The organism is Arthrobacter sp. 1088 (assembly GCF_031455315.1).
Classification (GTDB): Bacteria; Actinomycetota; Actinomycetes; order Actinomycetales; family Micrococcaceae; genus Arthrobacter.
Genome location: NZ_JAVDSM010000012.1, coordinates 36747 through 53391, shown reverse-complemented (window position 1 = coordinate 53391; position 16645 = coordinate 36747). Strand labels below are relative to the sequence as shown.

At 62.6% G+C, this 16645-nt stretch carries 12 protein-coding genes; 7 read left to right on the top strand and 5 right to left on the bottom strand.

What is annotated here, in order from left to right; genetic code table 11:
• The first annotated feature begins 52 nt into the window (after positions 1-52).
• A complete protein-coding gene (locus J2Y41_RS18285; RefSeq protein WP_309930562.1) occupies positions 53-1387 on the top strand; it encodes a LysM peptidoglycan-binding domain-containing protein in 1335 nt (444 codons plus the stop codon).
• Positions 1388-1463: 76 nt separating this feature from the next.
• Entirely contained in the window at positions 1464-3557 is a 2094-nt protein-coding gene (pknB, locus tag J2Y41_RS18280) for a Stk1 family PASTA domain-containing Ser/Thr kinase (protein ID WP_309930560.1), read from the top strand.
• Between the two features lie 82 nt (positions 3558-3639).
• Here pknB and J2Y41_RS18275 read toward each other — a convergent pair whose 3' ends face one another.
• Complete coding sequence (locus J2Y41_RS18275; protein WP_224089531.1) at positions 3640-5043, bottom strand: class II 3-deoxy-7-phosphoheptulonate synthase; 1404 nt, start codon at positions 5041-5043, stop codon at positions 3640-3642.
• 72 nt (positions 5044-5115) lie between these two features.
• On the bottom strand, positions 5116-5901 hold the full coding sequence (locus J2Y41_RS18270; RefSeq protein ID WP_309930558.1) for a lysophospholipid acyltransferase family protein: 786 nt from the start codon (positions 5899-5901) through the stop codon (positions 5116-5118).
• 109 nt (positions 5902-6010) lie between these two features.
• Here J2Y41_RS18270 and J2Y41_RS18265 point away from each other — a divergent pair, with 109 nt between their 5' ends.
• Genes J2Y41_RS18265 through J2Y41_RS18255 form a run of 3 tightly spaced genes read left to right on the top strand, consistent with a single transcriptional unit; the run spans position 6011 to position 8146 of the window.
• Positions 6011-6799: a carboxylesterase gene (locus J2Y41_RS18265; RefSeq protein ID WP_224167047.1), complete on the top strand. Its 789-nt coding sequence runs from the start codon at positions 6011-6013 to the stop codon at positions 6797-6799.
• Complete coding sequence (locus J2Y41_RS18260) at positions 6796-7599, top strand: alpha/beta fold hydrolase (protein ID WP_309930555.1); 804 nt, start codon at positions 6796-6798, stop codon at positions 7597-7599. The genes J2Y41_RS18265 and J2Y41_RS18260 overlap by 4 nt, the downstream gene beginning before the upstream one ends.
• The gene (locus J2Y41_RS18255; RefSeq protein ID WP_309930554.1) at positions 7586-8146 is read left to right on the top strand and encodes a hypothetical protein; all 561 of its coding nucleotides are present in this window, start codon (positions 7586-7588) and stop codon (positions 8144-8146) included. The genes J2Y41_RS18260 and J2Y41_RS18255 overlap by 14 nt, the downstream gene beginning before the upstream one ends.
• A gap of 30 nt (positions 8147-8176) precedes the next feature.
• On the opposite strand, the gene J2Y41_RS18250 is transcribed toward J2Y41_RS18255, so the two are convergent.
• Positions 8177-9235 (bottom strand): ROK family protein, encoded by a 1059-nt coding sequence (locus J2Y41_RS18250; protein WP_309930552.1) that lies wholly within the window; start codon positions 9233-9235, stop codon positions 8177-8179.
• 187 nt (positions 9236-9422) lie between these two features.
• On the opposite strand from J2Y41_RS18250, the gene J2Y41_RS18245 reads away from it, so the two are divergent.
• A complete protein-coding gene (locus tag J2Y41_RS18245) occupies positions 9423-11234 on the top strand; it encodes a long-chain fatty acid--CoA ligase (RefSeq protein WP_309930550.1) in 1812 nt (603 codons plus the stop codon).
• 70 nt (positions 11235-11304) lie between these two features.
• Here the strand turns inward: J2Y41_RS18245 and J2Y41_RS18240 are convergent, their stop codons facing one another.
• A complete protein-coding gene (locus tag J2Y41_RS18240; protein ID WP_224089517.1) occupies positions 11305-14700 on the bottom strand; it encodes a pyruvate carboxylase in 3396 nt (1131 codons plus the stop codon).
• A 304-nt stretch (positions 14701-15004) separates the two neighbouring features.
• Here J2Y41_RS18240 and J2Y41_RS18235 point away from each other — a divergent pair, with 304 nt between their 5' ends.
• Positions 15005-15814 carry a ParA family protein gene (locus J2Y41_RS18235; protein ID WP_309930548.1) on the top strand — a complete coding sequence of 270 codons (810 nt, stop codon included), beginning with the start codon at positions 15005-15007 and terminating at the stop codon, positions 15812-15814.
• Between the two features lie 91 nt (positions 15815-15905).
• On the opposite strand, the gene J2Y41_RS18230 is transcribed toward J2Y41_RS18235, so the two are convergent.
• The gene (locus tag J2Y41_RS18230; protein ID WP_275965381.1) at positions 15906-16499 is read right to left on the bottom strand and encodes a MerR family transcriptional regulator; all 594 of its coding nucleotides are present in this window, start codon (positions 16497-16499) and stop codon (positions 15906-15908) included.
• Positions 16500-16645 lie beyond the last annotated feature (146 nt).

Here is a 16645-nt window from a genome sequence, read left to right as displayed (position 1 = left end):
GGTAACAGCGGCAACACAAACTATTCCCGCTGCTGAGATGAGGACACACTCCATGACGACGCCCCGCTCGCCGAAACGAACCATGAGCATGCCGGTAATTGCGGCAACCACGGCTGCGCTTCCCGCCGTGGTTTTGTCCTCGCTTGCCTTGGCCCAGCCAGCCACGGCTGCACCGGCACCCCAACCGCGCAAGATTCCGGCTACCCTCGCGGCAGCCATGAAGGCCCAGGCCACCAAAGCGGGCAACGTGATTCCCGCCCAAGCGGTTGCGGCAACGCTTCCTGCCGCCCTGAGGCCCATGGCCCCCGCTGTCCCGGACACCTACAAGATCGTCCGCGGAGACACCATCAGTGCCATTGCACGCCGCTTCAACCTGGACACGGCCGCTGTCCTGCAGCTGAACAAGCTCACGGCAACAACGCTGATCTACCCTGGCCAGACCATCAAACTCACTGGCACCGCCCCGGCCGCCCCTGAACAGACGCCGGCGCCTGCGGCACCTTCGAATGCCACCACCTACACGGTGGTTCCGGGCGATACGCTGGGCGCGATCGCCGCCCGGCACGGTGTCCCGCTGTCCAGCATCTTCAGCTGGAACAACCTCAGTGGAAGCTCCATCATCTACCCCGGCCAGAAGATCAAGGTCAGTGGCGGCTCTTCGCCCTCGACTCCGCCTGCTCCTGCCCCCGCCCCGGCACCTGCGGCCACTCCTGTCGCCAGCACAGGCTCGTATACCATCAAAGCGGGCGATACCCTCAGCTCCATTGCATCGCGTCACAACGTTTCGTTGTCAGCGCTGATGAGCGTGAATACAGTTTCGGCGACGACCGTCATTTACCCCGGGCAGAAGCTCACCATCCCCGGCACTTCGTCGCTGCAGCCCGCCGGGGAGACCAAGCCACTGGTGCCGAGCACCTTCCTCGGCTTTACGTACCCGCCCGCTGTTGTCAGCTCTGCGAACGAAAACAAGGCGCTGTTGAACGCTTCGCCGGTCCCGAGCCGGGATGAAATGAAGTCAATCGTGGCTGATACCGCCCGCCGCATGGGAGTCAGCCCCTCCTTGGCACTCGCTTTCGCCGAGCAGGAATCCGGCTTTGACCAGCGCGCGGTCTCCCCCGCCAACGCCATTGGAACCATGCAGGTCATTCCTTCCTCGGGCCAATGGGCATCGGATTTGGTGGGCCGCAAGCTCAACCTCCTGGATCCATATGACAATGCGACGGCCGGCGTCGCCATCATCAGGGCACTCATCGCCACCAGCAAAGACCTTGACAACGCCATCGCCGGTTACTACCAAGGGCAGTACTCGGTCAGCAAGTACGGCATGTACGACGACACGAAGCGCTACGTCGAATCGATCAAAGCCCGGCAACGCACTTTCGGCTAGGCCGTCCCAAGCACCTTTGGACGAGGCCCGGATTCCCCGCGGATTCGGGCCTCTTCCCTGCCTCGTTTAGGATCGTATGGTGCAGGAACCAACGCAGGACCACCTCATCGGGACCACGGTGGACGGGCGCTACCACGTCCGCTCACGCCTTGCCAGAGGTGGAATGTCCACCGTTTACCTGGCCACGGACCAGCGCCTGGAGCGCGACGTGGCCCTCAAAGTCCTGCACCCGCACCTGGCCAACGACGAAACATTCCTGGCACGGCTCAGCCGCGAGGCAAAGGCCGCCGCGAGCCTGTCCCATCCCCACGTTGTCAGCGTGCTGGACCAGGGCGAAGACGGGCATATCGCTTATCTGGTGATGGAGTATGTCAAAGGCCATACGCTCCGCGACGTCATCAACCAGCAGGGTGCACTTCCGCCGCGCCTGGCCCTCGCCCTGATCGATCCGGTCATCGAAGGCCTGGCGGCAGCCCACGGATCCGGACTCATTCATCGGGACATCAAGCCCGAGAACGTGCTCATAGCGGAAGACGGCCGGATCAAGGTAGGGGACTTCGGATTGGCCAGGGCTGTCACGGCCACCACAAGTACTGGCGCCTTGATCGGCACGGTCGCGTACCTCGCCCCCGAATTGGTGCTCGGCAAACCCGCTGACGCCCGCAGCGACGTCTACTCAGCGGGCATCATGCTCTACGAAATGCTCACAGGCAAGCAGCCATATGCTGGTGAATCCCCGATTCAAGTTGCTTACCAGCACGTCAACGCCGTGGTTGGCCGCCCCTCCGAGGCTGCCCCCGGTCTTGCCGAAGACCTCGACGAACTTGTGCAGTGGTGCACTGCCGTGGACGCCGAAAACCGGCCCGTGGACGGCTCCGCCCTGCTATCGGAACTGCGCCACATCCGGACCACACTCAGCGACGAGCAACTGGACCACAGGCAGCCGTCCTCCCGCCCTCTCTCCCCTGCAGCTGCTGCCGGGGCAGTTGGTTCCGTTGGGGCAGCTGCTTCCGCGGGACCCGGTTCCGGCGCAACCCCGCAGGAGAATCCCACCGAGGCCCTTGCCACTACAGCATCGCCCACGGAATTCATTCCACATCAAAGCAACCCGACAACCGTCATGGCAGCGCGGCAACCACACAACGCCGGCCTCGCCCTTCCCGGTGCGAACGATGACCCGCGCCAGCCCGGCAAACGGGAGCAAAAAAAGCTGGAGCGGCAACAGGCTAAAGACCAAGCCCGGGCTGCTGCTACTCCTGTGCGCCCCCTTCGTGAAGGCAATCCCCGCCGACGCGCTGCGATTTGGACAGTCGTGATCGTGATCCTGGCCCTGCTGGCAGGTTCTGCCGGTTGGTTCTTCGGCATGGGCCCTGGATCTCCAGGCACGGTTCCCGATGTCAAGAACAAGACAGTGGCCGAGGCCCAACAGCTCTTGCGAACGGCAGGATTCCAGTCTGAGCCCCAGGACGTATTCGACGACGACGTCCAGGCCGGTCTCGCCGTCGGGACTGAACCAAAATCGGGGGAAGTGGTACGGAAATTTCAACCCATCGCCCTCTTCGTTTCGAAAGGCGCACAGCTCTTTGCACTGCCCGGGCTGACAGGCGGAACCCTTGATCAAGCGAAGACTGCACTGAACGCCGCCCAAATGACGCTCGGAAATGTCACGGAGGCGTTCGACGAAAAGATCCCTGCGGGCATTGTCATCTCCCAGGACCCTGCGCCGGGTAAAGAAGTCCGCCACGGCACGCCGGTATCCTTCGTCGTCTCCAAGGGACCCCAGCCCATCCCCGTTCCCGATGTTCGCGGCTTACAGCAGGATGCTGCCGTGAAAGCAATTCAGGACGCTGGCCTGAAGGCAGTCATTGCCCCTGAGACTGTCAATGACAAAACCGTGCCCAAAGGCGCCGTGGTGGCACAGACGCCTGGCAACGGCACGCTCGTCCGCGGCGAATCAGTGACCCTGACGGTCTCCAAGGGACCCAAGCTTGTGAGGGTGCCGAGCTTTATTGGCAAGCAAGCCAAAGATGCGCAGAAGGACCTGGAAAAACTGGGTTTCGACGTGAAAATCAATGCAATTCTGGGCGGCTTCTTCGGGACTGTGCGAGACCAGAATCCCGTAGACACCGAGGTCCCGGAAGGCTCGGTCGTCACCTTGACCGTGGTCTGATCCAGGACGTACACAGGCGTACACGGAAAAGGGGCGGTCCGGATTCATCCGGACCGCCCCTCTTCTGTAGAGTCCACCATACCTACCGCTTGGATAGTGCTCCTGCGACCAGGAAGGCCATCTCAAGTGACTGCATGTGGTTCAGGCGCGGGTCGCAGACAGACTCATAGCGGTCCAGGAAAGCGTCCTGGTCGATGGGATCTGCGCCACCGAGGCACTCGGCGACGTCGTCGCCGGTCATTTCGACATGCAGGCCGCCCGGAACCGTACCCAGGGAGTGGTGTACTTCGAAGAATCCACGTACTTCGTCAATGACGTCGTCGAAGTTGCGGGTCTTGTATCCGTTGGGCGAGGTCACCGTGTTGCCGTGCATCGGGTCCGTCACCCACAGGACCTGGGCGCCCGAAGCGGTAACACGCTCGACGACGGCAGGCAGCTTCTCGCGGATGTTTTTGGCCCCCATGCGGGTAATGAATGTCAGGCGCCCGGGTTCGCGGTTCGGGTCCAGCTTGTCGATAAGGCGCAGGGCATCGTCGCCGCTGGTGGTGGGGCCTAGCTTGACGCCAATGGGGTTCCGCACACGGGAGAGGAAGTCCACGTGCGCATGATCGAGTTCGCGGGTCCGCTCGCCGATCCAGAGGAAGTGGGCGGAAGTGTCGTACGGCAGGCCCGTCCGGGAGTCGATGCGGGTCAATGCGCGCTCGTAGTCCAGCAGCAGCGCCTCGTGGCTGGCGAAGAACTCAACCCGCTTGAGGGCCTCGAAGTCAGCACCACACGAGTCCATGAACATGATGGCACGATCAATGTCACGGGCAAGGGACTCGTACCGGGCATGTGCCGGGTTCTCAGTGAAGCCCTTGTTCCACTGGTGGACCAGCCTCAGGTCCGCGAAACCGCCCTGGGTGAATGCCCGGATCAGGTTCAGTGTTGATGCGGACGTATGGTACGCCTGCAGCATCCTGCCGGCGTCGTGCGCGCGGGACTCGGGCGTAAAGTCGTAGCCGTTGACGATATCTCCGCGGTACGCGGGAAGCGTCACGCCGTCGCGGGTTTCATCGTTGGACGAGCGTGGCTTGGCGAATTGGCCTGCCATGCGACCCATCTTGATGACCGGCATCGCCGCACCGTACGTGAGCACGACGGCCATCTGGAGGATCGTCTTGACGCGTGCGCTGATCTTGTCCGCCGTGGCGGCTTCAAAGGTCTCTGCGCAGTCTCCCCCCTGCAGGAGGAAAGCCTTGCCCTGGGCGGCCGCAGCCAGGCGCTCCCGAAGAACGTCAACTTCGCCGGCAAATACCAAAGGTGGAACGACGGAAAGTTCCTTAACGGAGGCCTTGAAGACTTCAGAGTCAGACCACGTGGGCTGCTGGGAAATCGGCAGGTCCCGCCAGGCGTCGAGACCGGGGTAATTTGCAGCCCCACTCTGGGCGGTGCTGGCGAGTGGGTCTACTACAGGGGGTGCGGTGTTCGCGGTTAGCTCAGTCACCCTTCAAGAGTAGTAGCCTCCGCCAAGGTTGGGGCACTGCAGGCGTAACTGTCCTTGCCGGATGCGTCACAGTCACCCGCTGGTTGCTCCCCCGTTTTCCTTGGGCCCGTCCTTGTCATCAGCGATGTCCGAAGGAACCTCCTCGGCTTCTTTGACTTTTCCAACCGTCCCGGGTCCTTTGCCATCCATCCGGGCCTTGACCACAGCTGCATATTCGTCCACATACTCCTGACCGGAAAGCCGCATCAGCTCGTACATGATTTCGTCAGTTACGGCCCTCTGAATGAGCCGGTCATCTTCCATGCCGTAATAGCGGCTAAAGTCCATGGGCTGGCCGAAGATCACACCGATACGCCGGATACTGGGCAGCCTCTTGCCAATGGGCTGGACCTTTTCCGTGCCAATCATGGCCACCGGCACTACGGGGACACGGGTCTGGAGTGCCAGCTTGGCGACACCGACCTTCCCGCGGTAAAGCTTGGCGTCCGGACTGCGGGTGCCTTCGGGGTAGATTCCCAAGAGGCCGCCGGAATTCAGGACGTCCTTCCCGGCTTGCAGCGATAGCTCCGACGCGGCTCCGCCGGAACGGTCCATGGGCAGTTGGTTGGTCAACCTGAAGAACAACGCCGTCAAGCGGCCCTTGATGCCCTTGCCGGTGAAGTACTCGGCCTTGGCCAGGAAGATCACCGGCCGGTCCACCATCAGGGGGAGGAAGATGGAGTCCGAAAAGGACAAATGGTTGGATGCAAGTATCGCTGGGCCGTTTTCGGGGACGTTGTCCAACCCCTTCACCCATGGCCTGAACAGGAGTTTGAGAACAGGACCAAGAAAGATCCTCTTCATGACCCAATAGAACACGTTTGTCCTCTCACGGCCGGTTTACGGGCGTCCATCCGGTCAAGCCGGCGGCACTCAACAGCAACCCTACTCCAGTGAGAAATGTCGGGAAGAGTGACACGATGGAGCCATGACGGAACGCAACCAACCAGCCGCGCCGCTCGCCTTCCACCACCCCGGCCATGGAGCGAACGCTTCCACCGGAGTGGCCATCTGCCACGGGTTTACGGGTAGCCCGCTGAGCGTCCTGCCGTGGGCCGAGTATCTGGCCGGGCAGGGCTTTTCCGTCTCAGTGCCTTTGCTTCCCGGTCACGGAACCAGCTGGCACGATCTGGCCACCACACGCTGGCAGGATTGGTACAGGACGTTCGAACGAAGCTATCTGGATCTCGCGGCGCGGACGGAATCATGTTTTGTGGCAGGCCTGTCCATGGGCGGTGCCGTTGCCCTCCGCGTGGCTTCACTGCATGATGTTCCGGGCTTGGTCCTGGTGAACCCGGGTTTGAGTTTCTACGATCGCCGGGTCAGGTACGTCGGAGCACTCAAGTACGTCATGCGGACCACCTCACCCATTGAGGAAGAAAAGCCGACGGCGGCCGCCACGCAGGATGGTGACTACTCCAAGACGCCTTTGAGGTCCGTGCACGAACTGAAGAAGCTCTTCCGCCAGGCAACCCGCGCCCTCCCACAGATTCAAGCACCGGCGCTTGTCTTCAAATCTTCAGTGGACGGTGTCATCCCGCCCAGTTCCGTAGCTATGATCAGCAGGCATATGGACCCGTCCCGGCTCAAGGTGGTGACCCTCCCGGCGAGCGGCCACGTGGCCACGTTGGATGTGGATGCACCCACCATCTTTGAAGAATCGGCGGAGTTTTTCCGTCAGCATGCCGCGGACAGAGTAGCCTCAGAGTCATCATGAAAATGCTTCCCGATTTCTCCCCGTTCCTCAGCAACTGGACCGGCTCAGGCCCCAGGGTTGGCGTCGTTATGTCCCACGGCTTTACGGGAAGCCCGCACAGCGTCCGGCCCTGGGCCGAGCATCTGGCAGCGGCAGGATATGCCGTCAGGGTTCCATTGCTCCCCGGGCACGGAACTACCTGGCAGGATATGGCCACGCGTTCATGGCGCGAATGGCACCGGGCCGTTGACGATGCCTACAGGGAACTGGCAGGCGAATGCGATTTCGTCTTCGCGGCCGGACTGTCCATGGGCGGAACACTGGCACTGCGCATCGCGGCGACACGACCCGTGGCCGGCACCATTGTGGTCAACCCTGGCCTGGTCCTTGATGACCCACGGGCTGTCATTGTTGCCGCCCTCAAGTACGTCATAAAGAGCACTCCGGCGATCGCCAATGACATTTTGAAGCCGGACCAGGACGAAGGGGCCTATTCCCGCACCCCGGTTGCCGCGGCCCACGAGTTGAAGAAGATGTACAAGGATACGGCGGGGCTGCTGCCCCGCATTGGTTCGCCTGTCCGCGTCTTCCGCTCCACAGTGGACAATGTCATCTCCAATGCCAGCCTTGAGTTCCTCCGTGCACGGGTCCAGGCGCCCGTTGAAGTCACCTACCTCAGCAACAGCCATCATGTTGCGACACTGGACAACGACGCCCCTGAAATCTTCGCGGGAACTGTCGACTTCATCCAAAAGACCTTGGCGGCACTGGCCGGCAACGGGCCTTCCCTCGAAAAGGACAAAGCCGATGAACAGGCCTGATCCCAACTCTGCCGATCAGAGTGCCAACAAAGATGACGACGCCGTCTGGTTGGATTTGGTGGCACGGCTGGAAGCGACGGAATCCTCACCGCTCGGAGAGACCGCCGAGCCGGGTCGGCAGGAAAGGGACCAGGCAGGAGCCGGGCCAGCCAGGGAGGACGCTCCGAAGGCCTTCAGGGACTTTGATCCGCTGGGACTGTCTACTCCGGCCACGGCAGCAGCGCCTGATGCCGGCACGACACCAGGAGAAAAGGAACAATTGAACGGCGGGCCCCTGGGTCCCCGCGATTTCGAGGTGGACGACGACGACGGCGCCTTTGTGCCTGAGGAGCCTCCCAGCCTGGTGGGAACAGACCCGCTGACCATGCTGGCGTGGATCGGCGCTGTGGGCGGCCCCCTCGCCCTGCTTTTCACGGCGATGTTCTGGCGTTCCGCACCGTTGCTGGCCATCCTTGGCATAGTGGTGGCCTTTGCAGCTTCCGTGGTCTACCTGATCATGCGGCTACCGCACGAGAAAAACGAGGACGACGACGGCGCCCGCATCTAGTTGGACAGGTCCGCTTGCTTGTGGGCTTTCCTAGCTGTGGGCACGCCCGCTGACCCGCGAAAGATCAGCAGCGCCGATCATGCCTGCACGGGGTCCGAGAGCGGCAAGCTCAATCCTTGCCATCGGACGGAATCCACGCCCCGTCAGATTTCTGGCGAACGCCTCACGGGCCGGTCCGGCGAGCAGGTCCCCTGCATCGCACAATCCGCCTCCGATCACGAACATACCGGGATCCAGTGCCGCCGCCAGGTTGGCCAGCCCCAAGCCCAACCATTCACCCTGGTCCGCCAACAGTTCCCTTGACGTGGAGTCCCCGGCCAGCGCCAATTCGGTAACTGCAGCTCCGGTGATGCTCTCCGCCACACCGCCGGCCCGCTCAAGGAGTGCGCGGCCTTCAGGCGAGTTGGTTCGCACCAATTGGCGGGCCTCACGGCCGAGGGCGTTGCCTGACGCATATTGCTCCCAGCAGCCACGGTTGCCGCATTCACAACGGTGCCCGCCGGGGAAAATGATCTGGTGGCCAAATTCGCCAGCCACACCGTAGCGGCCGCGTTCAACTCTCCCGTCCATCACCATTGCGCCGCCGATGCCTGTGCCCAACGTGATGCACACGAGTCGGCTCTCACCTTGGCCGGCGCCAAAGCGCCACTCCGCCCAGGCGGCCGCATCGGCGTCGTTCGTTAGCAATACCGGCCGCCTCAACAGGTTCTGCAGGCTTTCCCTTAGGGGTTCGTTGCGCCACGCAAGATGCGGGCTGAAGAGGACCGTACCGCCGTCGAGGTCCATCCAACCGGCCGCGCCTATACCCACGGAGGCAATCCGGTGGTCCGCGCTGAGTTCGTCAACCAGTTCCACGATGGTCCGCTCCACGGCCCGGGGGTCGGCGCCAGGCGTGGACCTGCGTGCCTCTGCAAGAATCCTGCCCTCCGCGTCAACCACGCCGGCAGCTACCTTGGTGCCGCCGATATCGATGCCGATGGCCAGCCCCCGTCGGCCCAAATGGCTCCTGTGCCCAGCCCAGGGAACGTCCTTCAAGGCAGCGACGGGTGGCCGGGGCCGGGCACGGGAACTGGACCGTAGTGAAGGCATCCCAACATCCTATTCTGCCGGGGCAAGGCAGGTAGCCATCGGAAGGATTGGGCAGCGCCAAGTTGCCCGAAACGGAGGGTCATCCGTAAAGTTACTCGCCAGTAGGTGAAATAGGACACACCTCCGCGGGTGGGCATACTAGAGTGAAAGCAGCCCCACGCGGCCCGTGCATATCAAAGGAGCTACCGTGCGTGAATTCAGTGTTCCGCCCCTTGTCAACGTTGCCCCTGAAACCAACATCACGGACCTCGTCGTCCGGGAAGCCGCCAAGGCTTCGAACCCGGCCCTGTTCGCCAAGCTGGACAGCAACAAAGAGTGGCAGGACATCCGGGCCAGGGATTTCCTTGCCGACGTCAAGGCCTTGGCCAAGGGCCTTATCGCCAGTGGAGTGGGCGCTGGCGACCGCGTCGGCATTATGTCCCGGACCCGTTATGAGTGGTCGCTGGTGGACTTTGCCATCTGGTTCGCAGGCGCTGTCTCTGTCCCGATTTATGAGACCTCTTCCCCATCGCAGGTGGCTTGGAACCTGGGCGACTCCGGTGCTGTGGCCGCCTTCGGTGAAGCCGCACACCACGAGGACATCATCAGGCAGGCCGTCGCTGCCGAAGACATACAGTCAGTGGCCAACGTTTGGCAGCTTGAGGGTGCCGGCCTTGATGCCCTTCGCGCCGCTGGCACCAGCGTCACCGATGAAGAACTTGAAAAGCGCCGCTCCGCTGCAGGCCTGAAAGACCTGGCCACCATTATCTACACGTCAGGAACCACGGGCAGGCCCAAGGGCTGCGAACTGACCCACGGAAACTTCGTGGAGCTCTCCGAGAATGCCCGTGCGGCGCTGGGCGAAATCATCAACGAGTCGGCCAAGACCATCATGTTCCTGCCTCTGGCCCACGTCTTTGCGCGCTTCATCTCCGTCCTTGCCGTTGCAGGGGGCGTCAAAGTTGCCCACACGCCGGATATCAAGCATTTGCTGGCCGATCTGCAGAGCTTCCAGCCAACGTTCATCCTTGCCGTCCCGCGTGTCTTCGAGAAGGTCTACAACTCCGCACTGACCAAAGCCGAGGACAGTGGCAAGGGCGCCATCTTCCACCGTGCAGTGGACACGGCGATCGAGTACTCCAAGGCGCGCCAGGCCGGTTCCCTGGGCTTGGGGTTGAAGCTCAAGCATGCGGTGTTCGACAAACTCGTCTATGGAAAGCTCCGCGCCGCCATGGGCGGACATGTGGCACACGCTGTCTCCGGTGGCGGCCCCTTGGGCGAACGCCTGGGCCACTTCTTCCAGGGCATCGGCCTGCAGATCCTGGAGGGATACGGCCTGACGGAAACCACGGCACCCATCTCCGTCAACACACCCTCGATGATCAGGATCGGCACCGTGGGCGCCCCACTTCCCGGCAATGCCGTCAAGATCGCGGACGACGGCGAAATTCTCGCCAAGGGCGTCTGCGTCATGCGTGGCTACTACAAGCGCGAGGATCTCACGCAGGAAACTTTTGCCGACGGATGGTTCCGCACCGGCGACATCGGCGAGCTGGATAGCAACGGCTTCCTCAAGATCACCGGCCGCAAGAAGGAAATCATCGTCACGGCAGGTGGAAAGAACGTGGTTCCTGCCCTGCTGGAAGACCAGATCCGTGCAGACGCCTTGGTTTCCCAGGTCCTGGTAGTGGGCGACAACCGTCCGTTCATCGGCGCTTTGGTAACCCTGGACGAGGAGGCGTTGCCGGGATGGCTGGAGCGCCATGGGCTCCCGTCCGGTACCACCCTGGAGGAAGCTGCCGGGAACCCGGTAGTACGGGCTGCCGTCCAGGACCTCATCAGCAAAGCCAACCAGTCTGTCTCCCAAGCGGAGGCGATCAAATCCTTCCGGATAGTCCCGGCGGACTTCACGGAGGCCTCAGGCCACCTCACTCCGTCGCTGAAGGTCAAGCGCGCGCAGGTCATGAAGGACTTTGACGCCGTGATTGAAGAGATGTATTCGGCGCCCCGGCCGCAGTAGCCAAGGCGCCACCGCAAACGAAAAACCCCTTCCGGAATTCCTCCGGAAGGGGTTTTTCGTTGATGGATCGTTAGCCGATCACCAGCAGCAAATCGCCGCCCTGGACCTGCTCCACCGAGGAGATGGCGAGGCGGGAAACGGTGCCGGCCACCGGCGTCGTTATGGATGCTTCCATCTTCATTGCCTCGATCGTGGCAACGGTATCGCCGGCGTTGACCACATCGCCTGCCTTGACCGTAACAGTGACCGCCCCCGCGAACGGGGCTGCAACCTGCCCGGGCTGTGCTGGGTCGGCCTTCTCTGCGGCCTTGACGTTGCTCACCACGGAACGGTCGCGGACAACCACCGGACGCGACTGGCCGTTGAGCGTACACATCACTGTACGCATGCCCTTCTCGTCGGCTTCGGAGACAGCCTCAAGCTGGGCGATCAGCCGTACGCCCTTCTCCAGCTCGATGACGTGCTCAGCACCGCGCTGCAGCCCGTAGAGGTAATCACGGGTGTCCAGCACGGAGATGTTGCCGTAGGTCTCCACGCTCTTGAGGTAGTCCTTGGTAGGACCTGCGAAGAGAAGCCTGTTCAGGGTGTGCTGGCGGGTCTTCGAATCACCCTTCAGCGCGGCGCTGTCCTCTGAACTGATCTCAACGTCCCGGACCTTGATGCTGCGGCCTTGGAGGGCCTTGGTACGGAACGGCTCCGGCCAGCCTCCGGGAGGGTTGCCGAGCTCGCCGGAGAGGAAGCCGATGACAGAATCCGGAATGTCATAGTTCTGCGGATTCTCGTTGAAGTCTGCGGGATCCGCGTTCAGTCCAACGAGGTGCAGGGCAAGGTCACCCACCACCTTGGAGGACGGCGTCACCTTGACCAGGCGGCCCAGGATGCGGTCTGCCGCCGTGTACATGTCCTCGATGGCTTCGAACTGCTCTCCCAGCCCCAACGCGATGGCCTGCTGGCGAAGGTTGGACAGCTGGCCCCCAGGGATTTCGTGCTGGTAGACGCGGCCTGTGGGACCTGGCAGCCCGGACTCGAACGGCGCGTACACGCGTCGGACCGCTTCCCAGTAAGGCTCCAGTGCGCCGACATTGGCAAGGCTCATCCCGGTGTCGCGCGGTGTATTGGCCAAGGCCGCAACGAGGGCGGATGCAGCAGGCTGACTGGTGGTGCCCGCCAGTGAAGCAGAAGCGACATCGACGGCGTCGACTCCGGCATCCACGGCCGCCAGAATTGTTGCGAGCTGGCCACCGGCGGTGTCATGCGTGTGCAGGTGCACCGGGAGATCGAAGCGTTCACGCAAAGCCGAGACGAGCTTGGCAGCCGCAGCGGGACGCAGGAGACCTGCCATGTCCTTGATGGCGAGGATGTGGGCACCGGCATCGACGATCTTCTGGGCAAGGTCCAGATAGTAGTCGAGGGTGTACAGGTCCTCGTTCGGGTCAAGGAGGTTGCCTGTGTAGCAGAGTGCCACCTCTGCGACGGCCGTTCCGGTGGCACGCACAGCCCGTATTGCCGGGGCCATCTGGTTGACGTCGTTGAGGGCGTCAAAGATGCGGAAGATGTCAATGCCGGTAGCCGCGGCCTCGTTGACGAAAGCCTCGGTCACCTCTTCCGGGTAAGGCGTGTAACCAACGGTGTTCCGTCCACGGAGCAGCATCTGGATACAGGTGTTCGGCAGCGCCTGGCGCAAAGCAGCCAAGCGGTCCCAAGGGTCCTCGCCGAGGAAGCGGAGCGCGACGTCGTACGTCGCACCACCCCAGGCCTCCACGGAAAGAAGCTCCGGCAGCAAGGCAGTGACGGCCGGGCCGGCAGCCACGAGGTCGCGGGTACGGACACGGGTAGCCAGCAAGGACTGGTGCGCGTCACGGAACGTGGTGTCCGTAACGGCGACTGCCTGCTGCTCGCGCAGCGCTTTCGCGAAGCCCTCAGGACCGAGTTCCAGCAGCTTCTGGCGCGATCCTGACGTGGGAACCGGGCCCTCAACGACGGGCAGTTTCTTGGCGGGATCGGAGTGGACCGTCAGCTCGCCATTGGGCTTGTTCACCGTGACATCGGCCAACCACGTCAGCAGTTTGGTGCCGCGGTCCGCGGAGATGTGCGACTTGAGCAGCTCCGGCCGCTTATCGATGAAGTCCGTGGCTACGTTGCCGGCGTTGAAGTCCGGATCGGCCAGCACGGCCTGCAGGAACGGAATGTTGGTTGACACGCCACGGATCCGGAATTCTGCCAGGCCGCGCCGCGCACGGGCAACCGCAGCCGGGTAATCGCGTCCGCGGCAGGTCAGCTTGACGAGCATGGAGTCGAAGTGCGGGCTGATCTCGGCACCGGAGTAGACGGTACCGCCGTCGAGACGCACGCCTGCGCCACCTGCGGAACGGTAGCCGGTGATCTTTCCGACGTCCGGGCGGAAGCCGTTGGCCGGATCCTCCGTGGTGATGCGGCACTGCAACGCGGCGCCCTTGATGGATACTGTCTCCTGGCTCAGGCCAAGGTCCGCAAGGGTCTCCCCTGAGGCAATACGCATCTGCGCCTGCACGAGGTCCACATCCGTGATTTCTTCGGTCACAGTGTGCTCAACCTGGATGCGGGGGTTCATTTCGATGAAAACGTGCTGGCCGGCCCGCTCACCCTCGGTGTCCACCAGGAACTCCACCGTTCCGGCGTTGACATAGTTCAGGGCTTTGGCGAAGGCCACGGCGTCACGGTATAGCGCCTGGCGGATGTTCTCATCCAGGTTGGGCGCGGGCGCGATTTCCACTACCTTCTGGTGGCGGCGCTGCAAGGAACAGTCACGTTCGAACAGGTGCATGACGTTGCCTTCGGCGTCCGCCAGGATCTGCACTTCGATGTGGCGCGGGCGCAACACCGCCTGCTCGAGGAACATCGTGGGATCGCCAAACGCGGCATCGGCCTCGCGCATGGCGGACTGCAGGGCCTCGGGGAGGGCTTCGCGGGTCTCCACGCGACGCATTCCACGTCCACCACCGCCGGCAACGGCCTTGGCGAAGATCGGGAAGCCGATTTCGTCGGCTGCCGCAATGAGCTCGTCGAGGTCCTTTGAGGGCTTGCTCGACTTCAGCACGGGGACACCGGCCTTGCGGGCGGCTTCCAAGGCAGCAACCTTGTTTCCCGCAAGCTCAAGCACCTCAGCTGGCGGACCCACAAAGGTGATGCCCGCGGCCTTGGCAGCGCGCGCGAGGTCCGGGTTCTCGGACAAGAATCCGTAACCCGGGTAAATGGCGTCAGCGCCGGCTTCCTTGGCGACGCGGACAACCTCCTCTACGTCCAAATAGGCGCGGACAGGGTGGCCCACCTCGCCGATCAGGTAAGCTTCGTCGGCCTTCTGACGGTGGATCGAGTTACGGTCCTCGTGCGGAAAGACGGCTACGGTCTTGGCGCCCAGTTCATAACCAGCGCGAAACGCCCTGATCGCGATTTCGCCGCGATTGGCCACCAGAATTTTCGAAAACATACTTCTCCTGCATCATTGCGGGTGGATCGGTCGGTGGTCACAGTGTGTAGTGCCGCCAGCATCAAACACAAATCTTTGTGGCAACCATCACAATGGAATCGTCATCTGGGCTGTATATGCGTGCGCGCGAATCCCTGCCGTGCTATTGCCCACACCATCCAACGCTGCCCGGGCGCGTAGAAAGCGGGATTCCACCGCCCCGCCCCATATGATGTTGGAGGGGCTTCGGCAAGCCCCGGCTTCGGCGGTCCCGAAGCGGAAAACAGCGCGATACGGCAACCGGCGTTAGGTTTTGGGTTTTCAAGTGCAAGTAGTCAGCATCAGCAGCCTCAAAGGCGGAGTGGGAAAGACGTCCGTGACCACCGGCCTGGCGTCCGCGGCCCTCGCGGCCGGCATTCCAACCCTCGTGGTGGACCTCGATCCCCATGCGGACGCGACGACGGCACTCGGCGTCCAGCGAGGCGGGCAGTTGGACATTGGCCGCATGCTCAAGAGTCCCAGAAAAGCCAAACTCCCCGAGAACGTCGCCAGCAGCAGCTGGGTCTCCAACGGTTCCAGCGGCGGCAAGCTTGACGTTGCTGTCGGATCGGCTTTCACGGGCATCTATGATCGCCCGGACCTCGGCCGACGGGACCTTCGCAGGCTCTCGGCCGTTCTTGCAGGGACCACCAACTATGAATTGATTCTTGTGGACTGCCCTCCTTCGCTGAACGGGCTCACACGGATGGCATGGAGCGCGAGCGACCGCGTAGTACTCGTGGCCGAACCCGGCCTGTTCTCCGTGGCCGGTACCGAACGAACCATGCGCGCCATCCAGTTGTTCAGGCAGGAGTTTGCCCCGCATCTGGCGCCAGCGGGAATCGTCGCCAACCGGGTTCGTTCCGGATCAGCCGAGCACACCTTCCGGCTGTCCGAGATGGAGTCCATGTTCGGCGAGCTGCTCCTGACTCCGCACATTCCGGAACAGGCGAACTGGCAGCAGATCCAGGGCGCAGCGCATTCGGTACATCATTGGCCAGGCGATTCCGCCAAAAACTCCGCAAAACTTTTCGATGCACTCTTGCAGAGCCTGCTGCAAAGCCAACCCGCTTCGCGGAATCGGCAGCAGCGCTAGCCCTCAACTCAACAGCCATACAACGAAAGAAGCCGCACCCTGTATCCAGGGGCGGCTTCTTCCGTTGCTGAGAGATCCAGTGGGGGCGTTCTTAGCCGATGCGGCGTGCAACGCGCCGCTTGCTCAATTCGTCGTCCGGAAAGGACTGCTCGGCGGCATGCTCGCTCGGAAGCGCGGCAAGGCTTCCCTCGACTTCCCGCCATACACGTCCGACCGCTATGCCAAAGACACCCTGTCCGCCTTGCACGAGGTCAATCACTTCGTCGGCAGAGGTACATTCATAAACGCTGGCGCCATCGCTCATCAGCGTAATCTGCGCAAGGTCTTCAACGCCACGCTCGCGAAGATGCTCAACCGCGGTGCGGATCTGCTGGAGGGAAACGCCGGTATCAAGCAGGCGCTTGACCACCTTGAGCACCAGGATGTCGCGGAATCCATAGAGACGTTGCGAGCCTGAACCCGCAGCACCACGGACGGCCGGCTCGACCAAGCCCGTGCGTGCCCAATAGTCCAGCTGACGGTACGTGATACCTGCAGCCTTGCAGGCAGTCGGCCCGCGGTAGCCCGCGTCCTCGTCCAGCACTGGAAGGTCCTCTGTGAAGAGCAAACCTTGGGCGCCGGATGCGGGCGCAGCAATGCCGGTCGAGGCCTGCTTCAGCTCGCCTGCTTCGCCTTTCGGACTCACGTGACCTCCTTGTTCTCAGTTCCCTTGGGGACGGTGCGTACCACTGATCACAACGCCGAAATTCAGCCGTGTAATTCCCACAAGCCGCACCTTCCAGTGTGACTTGCGCGGGCAGTGTATGCAACGGGAACTTGATACCTTCGACG

Bases quoted from the DNA above. Each gene is read 5' to 3' on its own strand.
- J2Y41_RS18260 (WP_309930555.1), top strand. From the start codon at position 6,796: ATGAAAATGCTTCCCGATTTCTCCCCGTTCCTCAGCAACTGGACCGGC.
- pknB (WP_309930560.1), top strand. From the start codon at position 1,464: ATGGTGCAGGAACCAACGCAGGACCACCTCATCGGGACCACGGTGGAC.
- J2Y41_RS18250 (WP_309930552.1), bottom strand. From the start codon at position 9,235: ATGCCTTCACTACGGTCCAGTTCCCGTGCCCGGCCCCGGCCACCCGTC.
- J2Y41_RS18265 (WP_224167047.1), top strand. From the start codon at position 6,011: ATGACGGAACGCAACCAACCAGCCGCGCCGCTCGCCTTCCACCACCCC.
- J2Y41_RS18285 (WP_309930562.1), top strand. From the start codon at position 53: ATGACGACGCCCCGCTCGCCGAAACGAACCATGAGCATGCCGGTAATT.
- J2Y41_RS18240 (WP_224089517.1), bottom strand. From the start codon at position 14,700: ATGTTTTCGAAAATTCTGGTGGCCAATCGCGGCGAAATCGCGATCAGG.
- J2Y41_RS18255 (WP_309930554.1), top strand. From the start codon at position 7,586: ATGAACAGGCCTGATCCCAACTCTGCCGATCAGAGTGCCAACAAAGAT.